Genomic DNA, 14,962 nt, shown 5'->3' on the forward strand with positions numbered 1-14,962 from the left:
TTCTGAGAAATCATCCTCATCTCTAAGAATACGGTAAATCTGATTAATACGTTTATCTAGAATTCCTGATTCGGCCATTTTTTCTCTTAATTTAATTCTTTCATCCTCTGTTAAATATCTACAATCTTTGTAGTATCCAATTAGAAAGAGCTCTCCATTCAAATTTCTAGAAAAGAAAAAAATATTATGTGTTTCCTTAAACAAAGTTGAAACTTCTGCCTTTAAATACCCATAAACTTTTCCATCTATCAAATCAGTTTTATTAAAGTTCCAAGCTTCATGCCCAATACCAAATTGTGCAATATAATTATCATTCCCTTGTTCAATATAATAGCCAGAAATATCTGGTTTTTGATACAAGTTTTCGTTCCAAGAAATTTTTTGAAGTAAGTTTGCCATTTTAAAATCAATCCCTATAAATATATGATTTTTAGAAAATTAAACCAATAAACATATTATCGTTTTGATCTATAAATATTGCAATCGTCAGACTTTAACGTATTTTTTGAGCTATTTTTATCTAAAAGTCTGCATATTGACATTTACTAAAAATAATATTTAGAAATTTCATTAAGCCATAAAAAAACCCCGACATCCTGTCGGGGTTTTTCATATTTGGTACTAGGGTCAACTCCTGTCATCCCTCGCGTCCTGTCGCTAATCTTCTTATTTTTATTTGGAACATCCTGTTCTCAATGAAACCATGATATGCAATCTGGTCATGTCTGCCTATTGGTGGATTTCCTGAATGACTGTACGCCAGAACGTACAGAGACATATCCTCAAATTATCCCGATATTTGTCCGCAGGAAATGGGGATAAAAGTGGGTTATTGGGGCCTTTAGAAATCAGGAAAAACCGTAATTTTGAGTATTTTTTAACCGATTTTATTGGCTAAAAATGACAAATTTGCTTAAAAAGCAGCCGACTTGTTTCCGAGTCGGCTTTTCACCTATTTTTTAGTCATGACTAATTTTTTAAACATTTGAAAAATAATGATTTTTAACAAGTGGTTTCGCATAACGCCCATTATGTTAAATCGGGTGTAAATTAAATTTGTAAATATCCTATTTTGGGATTATATTAATCACAAAATAGGATATTTGGTGTTAAAATGATTGTCCCTGTAGATCGAGTCGCTTACTTATTAGCTCTTATGTTGAAAAGAAGTAATAAAACAAAAGGACGCATGAGTAAAAAAACATTAAGAATAGTATCTGGAAGGAAAAATATCCAAGCAGCTTTTCTTTTTAATCTTTATGAAAATTTATACAGTTTAGGTCTGGAAATGGTTGAACTAGACAGGGGTGGTTATGCTCTTTTTCATAGATCGATATTGGAAGGGGTTCCTGTTTTAAAAGCTAGGGATCTTATACCTAGAGAAGAGAGAAAATCATTATCATTAGAAGACATTGTTAAGGAATTAGATATTGAGGTTGATGACTTAGATATGGAAGAGTAAATCTAACGTATTTAAATTTATCTAAAATTAACGCTATAAGATTTTTTATAATTATTTATATAAATCAATGTTATAACTAAAGATTACACCAATTTTTAGACACTATCATGCTTTTTGATTGCTGTAAGTGATGAAGTGGTGGCTATTTAATTCCAAGGGGAGCAACTAGTTCTTTTTGGGAATTTTTAGCTTTTTCGAATAAGGTGAAACCTATATTACTCTTACGTTAAAGAGATTTTATGTCTGAATATTTAAATGAAAACGGCTGGTTATATATTGCAGTTGATTTATTGAATCCATTCTTGTTTAAGTTCGGTTTTACTAGAAGAAAAAATGTTTTTAGTCGTATAACTGAAACAGGAAATCCTAACTATGTCTTAATTAGAGGCTATAAATTCCCATTTCCATGTGATGGGTTAAGGATTGAAAAAGAATTACATTATAAACTATCCCAAAACTTTGAAAGACAACAACATTTCATTACAGGAAATAATTCTGAATGGTTTAGCAGTTCTATTTCTGAAGCAATTTCCTTATTAGATAGTGAGTTTGCTGAATGGATGGATTATGTTGATCATAAAGATTATGGGACTCCCTTTAATGAATTAAAATTCAAAGACTTTCCGGATGGTGATGAGGTTTTAAATATTCAGCATCTTATTTTTGATCCATATGTTAATTTTTCTGCATTATCTCAAAGTTATGCGGTAACTAACTCCTATATATATGAGTTGTATCTACATTCCAATAGTATATATGGACTCAGTTCCTATACTTGGATTCAAGTTTTTACTAGAAATTACCCTTATACAATCAATAAATATGAGCCGACTCCGCAGTTTATGAAGTTTTTAGGGCATTCTCGTAAAAAAATTTATGATGCTAGAGAAAAATTTTTAATTGAAAATATTAATGAAATGAAGAGTATCTCTGATAAATATCAAAATGGATTCCTCGATTGATTTTTTATCATGAAATGATGTTTGATTTAAGAGATACTAAAATTAACATAATACGCCTTATACGAAACCCAAGTTAATCCTGGTTTTTTTGTTCAATCTGTTCATTGGCAGCAAACAAGCCAGGATTGGTGATTCGAATATTTTATTGGCACTTTTTACACATCATTACCCCAGCAAAAAGTTGTACATATTCCGTTGATTCACAGAATACGCATGGCTTAGGAAAAGGGATGATATTGGCTGAGTTGACTAATTCTGTTGACATAACAAGTAACCTTAGATTGTACACATTGATTTTTAATAAATTTCAATATTTTATATCTAGTTTATCCACTAAAATCTGTACATTCTTGTATTAACCATGTGTACACATTATTTTATATGTTTTTCAAGCACTTAAACAATTAATCATATGTATTTCTGTACAAGACCATGTACATAAAATAATTATATAAATCAAATCTTTAGTATAAAAAAGTCCATTAATGTTGTACATGATTCTGAAACTTAAAAATCTAAACTTTCATCAATTTTTTCCATAATTTCAATAAATTAACCTTAATTTTAAGATATATTCTGAAAGTTGATTTGAAAGTTATTTTCACATTATATTTCAATACTTTAAATCAAAAAATTGGATATTTTTCGAAAAAACCAATGAAAGTTTATTTTTTATTTAAAAACAAATATTTATATCAATTTTCATCCATTTTTTTGAAACAGTTTCTATATGATAAAAAAACCTATAAAAACCATATCTGGCAAAAGTTTGAGAGTTGTCATCTTTAGATGCGTGGTGTGTGAACCCAAAAAGTCGGTATGTACCGACACCCAACCAACTAAATTGACTTAACTGACATAAAAGATAGTGCTTGGCTCAAGGAGAGTTCACTTAATGAGATCCAGATAGCAAATTAAAAATTGGATACAAGAAAACCATACAGGTGCAAAAACTCACTCAAATGCGATTTAAGCCACTTTTTCATCTAAACCATAGAGAAACACTATCAAACTAGAAATCAGGCTAAAAATCGCAAATAAGAGCTAAATAAAGAGAATTTTGATTAAGATAGAAATGAATAGAGCGAGTGTCTACGAGCGAACTACTAAAATTTGCTTATCGACCCTCTGAAAAACTGCTTTTTTAGGTTTATAAACCTACCCAAGCGAAATTTAGATGCTGGAATTTGAGTCTAGACCGAGCGAAGCGAGCATAAAGCTCTATGAGCGCAGCGAATTCCGAGTTGCTTTTGCTCTTGCCTTTGCTTTTTCTCAAATCCACGGAGTAATTAACCAAAAAATTGCCCCCGAATCGAGCGAAAGCGAGATTCAATAGAGTTTGAGCGAAGCGAAAACCAAGGGAAATTTTGACCAGACAGGGCTTTTAATAATTTTTAATCCTTTTTAATGCTTTTAGCTAGGCTGTAAGCCTTTAATATCAACTATTTCACCGCTTATAAAGCTAGGTTTATCGACCCATAAAGCTAGGTTTATCGACCCATAAAGCTAGGTTTATCGACCCATAAAGCTAGGTTTATCGACCTAATTAATAGGTCGTTTTACAACCTAGTTAAAATAGTTTATGGTATGACCTAGTTAAATTTGATTTATATTAAAAAATGGCCGAGTTAGTTGTAAAAGATAATGCTCTGATTCAAGCAAGTTATACATTAGATACTGTTGAGCAACGTCTTATTCTTTTGGCAATAGCTGAAGCAAGAGAAACTGGACAAGGCATCACTGAAAATAGCTTGTTGGAAGTTCATGCTAGTAGTTACATAAATACTTTTAATGTTGAAAAACATACTGCATATACAGTTCTTAGGGATGCCTCTAGAAGCTTATTTGATCGCTATGTTACTTATCATGATATAAATCCAAAAACAGGAAAGGACAGAAGTTTCCACTGTAGATGGGTGGATAAAATTGGTTATGAACATCAATCAGGGGTTGTATTCTTACGTTTCACTCAAGATATTGTCCCTCTAATTACCAGATTAGAAGAAAATTTTACTAAATATGAAATACAACAAGTTTCCAAATTAACAAGTACATACGCCATTCGGTTATATGAACTACTAATCCAATGGCGATCTAGTGGCCAAACACCAATTTTTAATCTATCAACATTCAGACAACAACTAGGCGTTGAGGCTACTCAATACAAGACTATGAGTAATTTTAAAACCTATGTCCTAGATTTTGCCTTGAAACAAGTTAATGAACTAACTGATATAACGGCCAACTATCAGCAACATAAAACTGGCAGAACAATTTCTGGCTTCTCCTTCGCATTCAAACAAAAACAGGAACGTAAAAAAGTTAAGCCTAAAAAGGCTAATCTAACGGAGAAACAACTAGATTTATTTGCAAATAAGCTGGCTTATGACTCTGCTTTTTCTAGCCAATTTAGTGAAGCTGGTGAAAGCTATGAAGACTTCGCTAAAAGGATTAAACAACAGTTAAAAGACCCTGTAAATTTAGACAAATATTCCGATTATTTAGACAATTTAGATTTAAAAGTTTAGGCTATGAGGGTTGTCTACTAGACAGCCTATTAGACATATTATTTTTACAAGATTAGGCATAGTTTTACACAATGAAAAGTCTTTCTGTTGTTGAGTTATCTAAGCTATATGGCATAAATAGACAAACTATTTACAACCATATAAATAAAGGAATATTAAGCAAAAATTCAGACAATAAAATTGATTTGTCTGAAGCAATCCGTGTGTTCGGTGAACCATCTAAAAAACAAGGTGTAAAAGAACCTGTAAAAGTAGACAGTCAAAATTCGACAGAAAATTTACTACTTAGACAACAAATAGACATATTAAAAAATCAACTTGAAGATGCTAAAGAACGTGAATCTTTTTATCAGAATCAAATTGAAACGATGCAACGTCTACTAGAAGCCCCGAAAACCAATATGACTACGTTTACCGATCAAAAACCTAACCAGGATATAGCAACGGATTCTCAGCCAAAGCCTGAATTAAAAGATGACAGATTGACTACTCCGGAACAAACAGAGAATAAGCGAATTCCAGTGCCTGAGCATGTTGAACCAGAACAGCCTAAAAGAGGGTGGTTAAGCCGGTTTTTCTTGCCGAACGGCTAGGGGCATTATTCAAATGACCTAATCAAAACTGTAAACCTTTGATCAATGAATACGCGTGGAACGTGAATAATCACGAAAAAGCCGTTCCAGTGCGCTGAACCCTAGAACGGCTTACTTTAAGATATTGATGCTAAAGAGGAAACTTCAAGTATTTCGTATAAGGCGTATTATGATCCTAGACAGTATCGTGGACAACCGATCCCTCTAAATTCTTGAAATATTTCTGTTCAAAGGCTTCTGGACTTAACCAGCCATTTGCAGAATGCCTTCTGATTCGATTGTAGTAAACTTCAATATACTCAAACAAGATAGCATTTGCCTCTTTTCTCGTAGAAAATACACTGCCATGTACTACATGCCCCTTCAGGGTATGGAAGAAGCTTTCGGTCACTGCATTGTCCCAACAGTTTCCTCGTCTAGACATGCTTTGAATACAGTTATTCGTCAATAATAGCGCCCTAAAATCACGACTACAGTACTGACTACCTTGATCCGAATGCACCATGACACCCGTTGGATAACCCTGACGAGCCATTGCATAATTAAACGCATCACACACCAATTGGCGGTCTATTCGATGGCTGGTTTGCCAACCCACAATACGACGGCTGAATAGATCTAGCATCACACATAAATACAGCCAGCCTTCTTTAGTTCGGATATAGGTAATATCCGTTGTCCAAACTTTATTAGGCTGAGTAACTGTAAATTGGCGATCCAACAAATTTGATGCTGTAGACAAACGATGGTTTGAATCAGTCGTATGCTTGTATTTACGTGCAATCCTACTACGTAAACCAAGCTTTTTTAGCATCCTTCCAACGGTACGTTCGCTCATGCGATAACCTAAATCACGCATGTCATGTACCAATGACGGTGCACCCAAGCGCGCATGATGCTGCCAATATACAACTTTTAAATCATTGTATTTCTGCGCTGTATTGGTCTGGCGTTTTCGCCAGGCATAATAGCCTGAAGTGCTGACATCTAGGCATTTACAGACAGAAGACACAGTGACTTCATTTATATCCATATCTTGAATTACCGTGTACTTTTCTTGGCATGATCTGTCAGAAAGTACACATGCGCTTTTTTTAAGATGTCATTGGCTTCCTTGAGCTGTTTGACTTCTTTTTCTAATTCCAAGATCCGCTGTTGTTCAGGAGAAAGTTGACGTTTGCTTGAACCTACTGGATTGGCTTCACGAATCCATTTATCTAAGGTTGAATAACCCACACCTAATTTATGGGCGATTGCAGCTATAGGCTCGTGGGAGTTTGAAAGTGCATGATCAATTGCTTGCTGTTTAAATTCCGGACTAAAACGTTTAGCCATTTCTTGGATCTCCAAAGATTGAAGTTACGTTATCTTTAGAGGGACATGCTGTCCATTATTTTGGCTAGGATCAGTAAATTGTCATACAAAATCATAGAACGCCATGCGTTTTCCTATCCTGCCATAGAAAATATTTCCCTTTATTCACTTCGATTTTTAGTCATGACTAAATTTATATACAGACAAAAATTAAAATTAAAAAAAGAGTCACCCACAAAAACGCATAAAATTCGATTTAAGCAAGATATTGAAAAAAACAAGGGGAGTTATCATTTAAATAAGAAAACGAGCCAAAAACGCAAAATAGAGCTAAATAAAACGATTTTTTAAAGACCTTGTGCTTTTATGATTGTGGTGCAATATTTTAAAGACATTCAGAAATAGAGAAATTTGGAAATGGATCATGTAGAAAAAGCAAAACGCCAAAGCTCATTTGATAATTTCAAATCAACTTATGAGTATTACGACCTCACTCCATCAGTAGGGCAAATTCAAGCATTTGAAGAATACGTTTGTGGCGAAATAAATGCAGAAGAATTACAACGGAAATTTCATGAGTTAAGAGGATCAACTGATAAGTTCATGTTGTATCCAATGAGTATGTTTTATTAAATTTAGTCATGACTAAATTTAATAAAGAAAAATACAACTAAATTGACTAAGGCTAAGAAGCCGAACGAGTGTCAACGAGTGACAGAGCCACAATAAAAATCCTCCTGTATTTTCTCTGATTACAAGTTTCCTATCCATTAAAAATTGTAAGAACAGAGCATCCCGAATGGGTGCGAACTGTAAGGATTCGAACCTTGACGAGCATAGCGAGTAAAAATATATGAGCGAAGCGAATTCATAATTGCTTTTGATCTCGCCTTTGCTTTTCCTGAAACGCACAACGAGATTAGCCAAAAAATTGCCCCTCGAATCGAGCGTAAGCGAGATTCAATAGAGTTTGAGCGAAGCGAAAACCAAGGGCAATTTTGACCAGATTATACTTTTAATTATTTTAAATTCTTTTAATGCTTTTAGCCATGATGGAAGCCTTTACTCTAAAGGGATACAGCAGAGATATGACTACGTTTACCTACCAATATGACTACGTTTACCTACCAATATGACTACGTTTACCTACCAATATGACTACGTTTACCTACCTTAAATCTATAAAAAATATTTAGTAGATTCAACTACGTTTACCTTGCATAAATCTACACAATTATTAATATAGACTTATATTCACTAATAATAATGTAGATAAATAAGATGCGGGATTTAGTTGTTAAAGATAATGCCTTAATTAATGCTAGTTATAACTTGGATTTAGTAGAACAACGTTTAATCCTATTGGCTATTGTCGAAGCAAGAGGTAGTGGTAGAGGTATAAATGCAAATGATCCCTTAGAGGTTCATGCAGAGAGCTATGTAAACCAATTTAATGTTGCAAGACAAACAGCCTATCAAGCTCTTAAAGATGCGTGCAAAGACTTATTCGCTCGACAATTTAGCTATCAAGAGATCAACAAAAGAGGAAAGGTTGAGAATGTTCTAAGCCGTTGGGTTAGTGAAATTCGATACATCGATGATGAAGCAACAGTAAAGTTGATATTTGCACCAGCTATCGTTCCCTTGATTACACGTTTGGAAGAACAATTCACCAAGTACGAGCTACAACAAATTAGCGAACTTAGTAGTGCTTATGCTGTACGTTTATACGAATTATTGATTGCTTGGCGTAGTACAGGGCAAACACCTGTTATTGAACTAGCCGAATTCAGACAAAAGATAGGTGTTCTCGATGATGAATACACAAGGATGGGAAATTTTAAAGATCGGGTATTAAATCTAGCTATTGCCCAAATTAACGAGCACACAGACATTAAAGTTAAATGTGAGCAACATAAAAAAGGCCGTAACATTTCAGGCTTTTCATTCACGTTTAAACAAAAGAAAGTAATTACAAAAGATAGTAAAAGCCCTAGTCCAACTGATCTTTTCTCAAAATTGACTGATAAGCAACGTCACATTTTTGCTAATAAGCTTTCTGAACTACCAGACATGAATAAATATTCTCAAGGTACGGAAAGCTATGCGCAATTTGCAGTTCGAATTGTAGGAATGCTGCAAGATCAGAATAAATTTGAAGAACTGTTGCCATATCTTAAAAAAGTAGGATTTAACACAAAATAAACTTCATGTTCAGGTAGGATGTTTAGGCGAACATCCTTGTACATGCACTGAGGGATTACATTGAACACAACCAAATTTAGCGTTATGGACGCCAGTAAAGCCTTTAAAAAGTCACGAACAACAATATATGAAGCTATAAAAAATGGTGAATTATCAAGGGATCATGACGGTCTTATAGACTTATCTGAGCTTATCAGAGTTTATGGAAATCCTTCAGGTGTTCAGTCTAGTACACGTACTGAACACGTACTGAAGGATGTACATGTACACGTCCAATCAGAGGTCGAAACTGTATTAAAGGATCAAATTTCTTTACTCAAAAATCAGTTGGATTTAGCCAATCAAAGAGAAAAGGCTTTGATGCAGCATATCGAGGATCTGACGCATAGAATTGAGTTTAAAGGACAGCCTGAACAACCAATTACCCAAGCAAAGAAGCAAGAAGCTATCCAGCCAAGTACTGCTCCAGTACAACCAGAACCAGATACTGCTGAGCCGAAAGATGATGGATTGACTACTCCGAAGCAGACGGAAAATAAGCGCATTCCTGTGCCTGAACACATTGAACCAGAGCCTGAGAAAAAAGGGTTTTGGAGTCGTTTTTTTAGACCCTATGATTAATCAAGATTGTTTAATCTAGATGAATAAAAATACAGAAAAATGATCATGGAATAGGCGTGGAACGTGAAAGATCACGAAAAAGCCGTTCCAGTGCGCTGGACCTTAGAACGGCTTACTTTAAGATATTGATAAGACAAGGAAAAGTTTAAGTGTTTCGCATAAGGCGTATTATGTTAATTTTAGGAAAAATAAACAATTTATCTAATACCTATCAACTTTCATAAGCTTATAAATATTGTATCAAGTCTTTATACAACTTACTTTCACCACTGCTACCAGGAGGATATTGTTCAATAGTAAATTGATGCTCTTCAATATCTATTTTCTTGAATATCTTGCTATATTCATCTTTAGTTAGAGCCTTTCCAATATGATTCTTTGAAATATGAATATCTTTTAAAAATCGCATTAAAGCCATGAAACCATTTGTCTTATTCAAAATATCTCCCTTTTCATTACTCTCCCATGCACGAGGCCATCTTTCTTTAATTGCCTCAAAATAATCCCACAATACATCTGTTAGTTCATAATCACGTTTTTCTAACATAAAAGGCCTAAAGACAAGTTTCTCATCATATAAAGTCTCTGGCTCTTTTCCTCTTAAATAGGCATCCCGATCTTTTATCGCCTGATTCGTATCTTTACAAATCAATTTTAATAGAGAATCAACAAATGCTGCTTGTGTTATTGCTACTGGTAAATTTTTAGGACTAGCCGTACCTAGTCGCTTAATCTTTCTAAAGAAAGGGCTTTCGGAATTGTCATTCAAAGTTACGGCAATATTATGAGCCAATTTTTGAGGACTTCTTGTTATAGCTAAACTATATAAATCATATACTAAGCTTTTATTTACCTTAGTTTGTGCTTGATTAATAGTAGAAAAAATATAAGCTTCATATTCAGGATCTAAGTCAATAAATATACTAATATTCAACTCAAATATATCGTTTCCAGAATAAGCCTCTAATCCTCTAATTCTATGTTGACCATCTAGGATTTTAGCTATTTTATCTATCGGGAAATTTTCGGTTTTTGACAACCTTAATATAGATTCATCTGGATAGTAAGTTGCACATTCCTCAGGAATTGAAAGAATAATCGACGTAGGGAAACAAGCATCTTTTGTGTTAACAAATGTAGTTAACTCTTTTAATCGAGAAGGTTTTACTTCTCGCTGAATACCTAATATTTTTTCAAAACCCTCCTCATCATTCTCATTTACTACCCGACGAGCATCAGCATAAGTGATTGTTTTTAATTGATCATGTGGTATAGATGCTATAAAAAAAGTCCCTATTGGTTGTCTGACTAATAAGCACTTTAAATCTATGTACGTTCCATTCTCAGTAGCAAATGGTAATAGGCTGTTAGATAACATTAATTATCACCTCGTTTTCTACTATAGCCCTGCGCAAATTCATTAGTCTTTTTTTGAATCGTATGAGTAGCATTAGCATGTTTGCGAATATCACTAATATTTATAAGTAAGTATATGAAATACAATATTAGACTACTTACAGAAGTGAATATGGTTACATTCCAGACAAAGGTTTTTTGGTGGTCTTTCAAATCTTCTTCTCTTATTTTTTCTACTAAATTTTGTATTTGATTGAAAGAAGCCTTCTGTTCAGTTCCAGATACTAACTGAAATAGATTTTGATTAAGATCTTGGACCTGAATTGATACTGGCTTAATAAGATTGAAAATAGCAATAGATAAAAAAGCGATTACTATCCATCCTAAAAAAAGCCATCGCTTATAAGAGATAGGACCATCTTTCAAAATAGCATGTAATATAGGACCAGAAATTGTAATCCCATAGATCAACAAGTCACCGGAATAAATAAGTGCTTCGAAAGCCTTTCCTAGATCCAAATCATTCCAATAAACGTAAAAGATCACAATTAAAATAAAGGGCACCAAACTACAGCCAATTGTTATGAAAAATTCTTTTACGGCTTCAAACCAAATAGAATCTTCGTCATCGCTTGTTGTTGACATAAATCCCCATAATTAAATTCCCTCTGTAAAATGTTCTTATCTTACAAGAAGTAAACATTCTTTTACATCTCTATAGCGAGTTCCCTGTCTTCCTAATGTCATATGCTGATGGTCAGTAGTTAATATTTCTATTCGAGAGCTATCCCATACAGATGATGCGAGTTCCATCATTATCTCTAAGCTAATCATACCTGTATTGCTGTAACTTAACACTAGTTGCGATTCTGTATTTTTAACGCCTTTAAACATATTTAAGAATGCGCCTTCAACTTTTGTTTTTATACAGAAAGGAGATTGATGGCGTTCTTCTCTATATCTACCTTTTACAAAAACGTTGTTCTTTTTTTGTATTTCAGGATAGTCATATAAAACGAGCGTCTCTAAGGCGTGATAAAAACGACTATAATGTACAAAACAATAAGGTGGATCAGCGTAAACTGTACCACCTTCAAATAAGTCTAAAGCATCCTTAAAATCTTTTGATAAAAACATTGATTTAAATTGATTGTTATTCTTGAGACTAAAATCACATAATTCTTTAATTTTTTTACTAAAAAATTTAAAGACCTCTTTTTTTCTATAAATAGAAATATCATTGAATGATGAATTAGTCTTAGCATCCCTATATTGAGCATAGTGCCCTGTACCTTGACTACAATATGCCATTGCATACATTAAGGACCCTAAAAAAATGGGATATAAGGGCTTGTTTTTATAGTCATCTGCTACTTGTCTAAGGGCATCAATCCATAGACATTGCTCATATGACCACCATGTACCTGAATAGTTCTTTGCAAATAAATGGTATGGATAATCTAAGTTTTGATTAATTAAATCTTTTTGATTTTCTTCTAACCTATTGAACTCATCAATATTTTTTAAATCACTATAATTAACAATATATTCTTGTTTTATATTGTTTTTTACAAGTTCTAAAGCTTTTTTATAAATTTCATCCTGTGTAGGAATATCCGTACTAGTTAAATTTAAAAGATACGTTTGAGAGAGGATTTTTGAATATTCTTGAATATCATTAGAGACAAAATCAGCTTGTTTACCAATAGCACCTGCAAGAGATGCACTTCCTGCGAATAAATCTATAACGGGTCTATCTTTTTGATGTACAAAATTAATTCCATCAATAATAAAATCAATAATCTTAGTTTTTGAACCCATATATTTGATTAAACTAGGGAATGGTTGTGGGGTAAACATAAAAATCCTTAACTCAAAAACTAAATCCCAAATTGGGATTTAGTTTTTCAATTCTATGTAATAATATCGAGATAGTCAAACAGGAAATTAGATGGATAAAAATTTGATGAAATCTTTATGCATCCAAGCATTAAAGCAAATGAGACTTGACGCTCAAATTACACAAGCTCAATTAGCTAAAATGCTCGGAAAGCCACAAAGTTTCGTATCCAAATATGAAAATGGAGATAGATCTTTGGAAATTTCAGAGGTCTACTTAATATGCAAAGAATTGAATAAGTCACTTTGTGATTTTGAAGAAATTTTAGAAAGCTTTATCCAAGAGTCGACTTAAGAGTAATCATCATAGACATTAGGTGTAATACCAATAGCAATGACGGGGCAACCACCTGACCCCTTACCCAATAGCCTACTTTCTAATTTCCCCATGTGCGTAGTTGATGATCCGTAGGAATCTTTTCTTCCTAGGTCATTAAAGATACTTTGTAATTCAGAAGATCTAGTAATAATGACACCGACTGCTATAGCATCAAGATCAAATAGAAGTCTGAAGTTATTTAAATCCCTATCAAAAAAAGGGTCTTTATTGTTCCATTCTACTTCGATGGCAACTTTATTTTTAAAACAATCAATCTTGTGAGTCGGTACATCTACAATAACTGGCTCCTGCCTCCTAGTTATTGATCTACCTCTGCCACTATCTTTTATGAAAGAAGTTTCTTGAAGACGAATATCAACATCAAATTGTGTTTCATTCCATCCTCGACTATATAAGAAACCATCTAACTTATCGGCAATATTAGATTTACGACCACCTGGAGTCAGAATGTCACTTCGTTGTAAAACAAACGAATCAAGTAGATTAATCAAATCATCCCACTCATCAGGGTAGGCATGTTTTAGTATAGAAATCCCGTTTCTATATTCTAAAATTTCGTAATTATCTTGGATATATCGTGGGAAAAGAGAAATAGACATAGTTTTTTGGCAATTATCAAGTTGTTTGATTATAGATCTAAGATTTTAAAGAAAAAACTCCCATATTATTGTTGTCCAAAAATTTAGAAGTTAAAGAGTTTCTGTTTAACATAAAATCTCTTATGCGAATCTTCAGCTATTGATCATTATTAGCTTAGTAACTGGCTTTTTTTTACTATATTCACTACAATAAAAGTACGCCATTGACGTACTTAACCTATGCTATTCATTGAAACCAGTATTTTCACCAAGCAAATCAAAGAGCTTGTCTCTGATGATGAATATAGAGAGCTCCAACAGGAACTTTTAGTTCAGCCAGATAAGGGAGATCTCATTAAAAATGGTGGTGGAATTCGTAAAGTACGTTGTGCTCAAGGCAGTAAAGGAAAAAGTGGTGGCATACGTGTGATCTATTACTGGATCAATGACGATGATCAGATCTTTATGCTACTGGCTTACCCTAAATCTGTTAAAGAAAACTTAACTGATAAAGAGACCGCTATCCTACGTCAACTTGTGAAGGAGCAATTTCATGGATAATAACTTATTTGATGACCTCGTTACTTCGATCAAAGAAGCAGGAGCGATTAAACGTAATGAAGTTCAAGCAAGTCGAGTGACTGAGCTAACTCTTCCTGATATTAAAGAAGTCCGAGAAAAAACAGGCTTGAGCCAAACAGAATTTGCTGCACGTTTGCATATTAGCCCTCGCACACTTCAGAACTGGGAACAAGGCAGACGCTATCCCACAGGGCCAGCAGCAACTCTAATTCGCATTCTAGATGCACATCCAAGCCTGATTTAAACAAATAAATAGAAATAAGAGCGGATAGCTCTCATTTCTATTACTTCTAAGAACTATGCTGTTTCTTTTTCGACAATTTTTGAGATAAAGGCATCTAAATCAGGGATAAAAGTATAATTTCCGTATCGCTCTTGCCAGCCTTTTTCTAATACATCAATACAATCTTTTTCAGTAAAAGGAATCTTCTTTTCAAAAAGTATAGCGTTCTCTGGCAATACTTCTAATTTAAAAGAACTTACCTCAAATCCAAACTCTTCTTCTACATCATCCCAAGACCA

The 14,962-nt window shown here is 33.6% G+C and carries 17 protein-coding genes and 1 pseudogene; 10 read left to right on the forward strand and 8 right to left on the reverse strand.

Going from position 1 to position 14,962, the window contains the following annotated elements; translation table 11 throughout:
* Positions 1 to 399, reverse strand: a 399-nt coding sequence (locus O1449_RS15735) for a hypothetical protein (RefSeq protein ID WP_269239752.1), incomplete at its 3' end; no start/stop codon positions are given.
* A 715-nt stretch (positions 400 to 1,114) separates the two neighbouring features.
* Between O1449_RS15735 and O1449_RS15740 the strand changes: the two genes are divergently transcribed.
* On the forward strand, positions 1,115 to 1,462 hold the full coding sequence (locus tag O1449_RS15740; RefSeq protein WP_086378196.1) for a hypothetical protein: 348 nt from the start codon (positions 1,115 to 1,117) through the stop codon (positions 1,460 to 1,462).
* 239 nt (positions 1,463 to 1,701) lie between these two features.
* Positions 1,702 to 2,424: a GIY-YIG nuclease family protein gene (locus O1449_RS15745; RefSeq protein WP_086378197.1), complete on the forward strand. Its 723-nt coding sequence runs from the start codon at positions 1,702 to 1,704 to the stop codon at positions 2,422 to 2,424.
* A 73-nt stretch (positions 2,425 to 2,497) separates the two neighbouring features.
* On the opposite strand, the pseudogene O1449_RS15750 reads toward O1449_RS15745, so the two are convergent.
* A pseudogene (locus O1449_RS15750) lies at positions 2,498 to 2,689 on the reverse strand (hypothetical protein).
* Positions 2,690 to 4,043: 1,354 nt separating this feature from the next.
* Here O1449_RS15750 and repM (O1449_RS15755) point away from each other — a divergent pair.
* Complete coding sequence (repM, locus tag O1449_RS15755) at positions 4,044 to 4,952, forward strand: replication initiation protein RepM (RefSeq protein ID WP_050049564.1); 909 nt, start codon at positions 4,044 to 4,046, stop codon at positions 4,950 to 4,952.
* 71 nt (positions 4,953 to 5,023) lie between these two features.
* Complete coding sequence (locus O1449_RS15760; RefSeq protein ID WP_269239757.1) at positions 5,024 to 5,545, forward strand: plasmid replication DNA-binding protein; 522 nt, start codon at positions 5,024 to 5,026, stop codon at positions 5,543 to 5,545.
* A 175-nt stretch (positions 5,546 to 5,720) separates the two neighbouring features.
* Here O1449_RS15760 and O1449_RS15765 read toward each other — a convergent pair.
* Positions 5,721 to 6,880 (reverse strand): IS3 family transposase gene (locus tag O1449_RS15765; RefSeq protein ID WP_269238047.1). Its coding sequence is split into 2 segments (ribosomal slippage): positions 5,721 to 6,646 and positions 6,646 to 6,880, totalling 1,161 coding nucleotides; the frame shifts between segments, so codons are not numbered across the junction.
* A gap of 396 nt (positions 6,881 to 7,276) precedes the next feature.
* On the opposite strand from O1449_RS15765, the gene O1449_RS15770 reads away from it, so the two are divergent.
* The 3 genes from O1449_RS15770 (at position 7,277) to O1449_RS15780 (ending at position 9,685) form a co-directional block, all read left to right on the forward strand.
* Positions 7,277 to 7,492, forward strand: coding sequence for a hypothetical protein (locus O1449_RS15770; protein WP_269239760.1), 216 nt, complete (start codon positions 7,277 to 7,279; stop codon positions 7,490 to 7,492).
* A 648-nt stretch (positions 7,493 to 8,140) separates the two neighbouring features.
* Positions 8,141 to 9,064, forward strand: a complete 924-nt coding sequence (repM, locus tag O1449_RS15775) for a replication initiation protein RepM (protein WP_269239762.1) — start codon at positions 8,141 to 8,143, stop codon at positions 9,062 to 9,064.
* 84 nt (positions 9,065 to 9,148) lie between these two features.
* Positions 9,149 to 9,685, forward strand: coding sequence for a plasmid replication DNA-binding protein (locus O1449_RS15780; protein ID WP_442865345.1), 537 nt, complete (start codon positions 9,149 to 9,151; stop codon positions 9,683 to 9,685).
* Between the two features lie 226 nt (positions 9,686 to 9,911).
* Here O1449_RS15780 and O1449_RS15785 read toward each other — a convergent pair whose 3' ends face one another.
* The 3 genes from O1449_RS15785 to O1449_RS15795 are packed head-to-tail and all read right to left on the reverse strand — an operon-like array spanning position 9,912 to position 12,901.
* Positions 9,912 to 11,063, reverse strand: coding sequence for a DGQHR domain-containing protein (locus O1449_RS15785; protein WP_136459414.1), 1,152 nt, complete (start codon positions 11,061 to 11,063; stop codon positions 9,912 to 9,914).
* Positions 11,063 to 11,686, reverse strand: coding sequence for a hypothetical protein (locus tag O1449_RS15790; RefSeq protein ID WP_136459416.1), 624 nt, complete (start codon positions 11,684 to 11,686; stop codon positions 11,063 to 11,065). The genes O1449_RS15785 and O1449_RS15790 overlap by 1 nt, the downstream gene beginning before the upstream one ends.
* A gap of 36 nt (positions 11,687 to 11,722) precedes the next feature.
* Complete coding sequence (locus tag O1449_RS15795; RefSeq protein ID WP_136459418.1) at positions 11,723 to 12,901, reverse strand: DNA adenine methylase; 1,179 nt, start codon at positions 12,899 to 12,901, stop codon at positions 11,723 to 11,725.
* 91 nt (positions 12,902 to 12,992) lie between these two features.
* Here O1449_RS15795 and O1449_RS15800 point away from each other — a divergent pair, with 91 nt between their 5' ends.
* On the forward strand, positions 12,993 to 13,235 hold the full coding sequence (locus tag O1449_RS15800; RefSeq protein ID WP_136459420.1) for a helix-turn-helix transcriptional regulator: 243 nt from the start codon (positions 12,993 to 12,995) through the stop codon (positions 13,233 to 13,235).
* Here O1449_RS15800 and O1449_RS15805 read toward each other — a convergent pair.
* Positions 13,232 to 13,879 carry a BglII/BstYI family type II restriction endonuclease gene (locus tag O1449_RS15805; RefSeq protein ID WP_136459422.1) on the reverse strand — a complete coding sequence of 216 codons (648 nt, stop codon included), beginning with the start codon at positions 13,877 to 13,879 and terminating at the stop codon, positions 13,232 to 13,234. The two genes, O1449_RS15800 and O1449_RS15805, sit on opposite strands and share 4 nt — an antisense overlap.
* A gap of 219 nt (positions 13,880 to 14,098) precedes the next feature.
* Here O1449_RS15805 and O1449_RS15810 point away from each other — a divergent pair, with 219 nt between their 5' ends.
* Together O1449_RS15810 and nadS are read left to right on the forward strand one after the other, a co-directional pair.
* Entirely contained in the window at positions 14,099 to 14,419 is a 321-nt protein-coding gene (locus O1449_RS15810; protein ID WP_136459424.1) for a type II toxin-antitoxin system RelE/ParE family toxin, read from the forward strand.
* Positions 14,412 to 14,684 carry a NadS family protein gene (gene nadS / locus O1449_RS15815; protein ID WP_136459426.1) on the forward strand — a complete coding sequence of 91 codons (273 nt, stop codon included), beginning with the start codon at positions 14,412 to 14,414 and terminating at the stop codon, positions 14,682 to 14,684. Before O1449_RS15810 ends, nadS begins: the two co-directional genes overlap by 8 nt.
* A gap of 53 nt (positions 14,685 to 14,737) precedes the next feature.
* Here the strand turns inward: nadS and O1449_RS15820 are convergent.
* The coding region (locus O1449_RS15820; protein ID WP_269239782.1) for a hypothetical protein at positions 14,738 to 14,962 on the reverse strand (225 nt) is incomplete at its 5' end.

It is taken from the genome of Acinetobacter sp. TR3 (genome assembly GCF_027105055.1).
In the GTDB taxonomy this organism is placed as follows: domain Bacteria; phylum Pseudomonadota; class Gammaproteobacteria; order Pseudomonadales; family Moraxellaceae; genus Acinetobacter.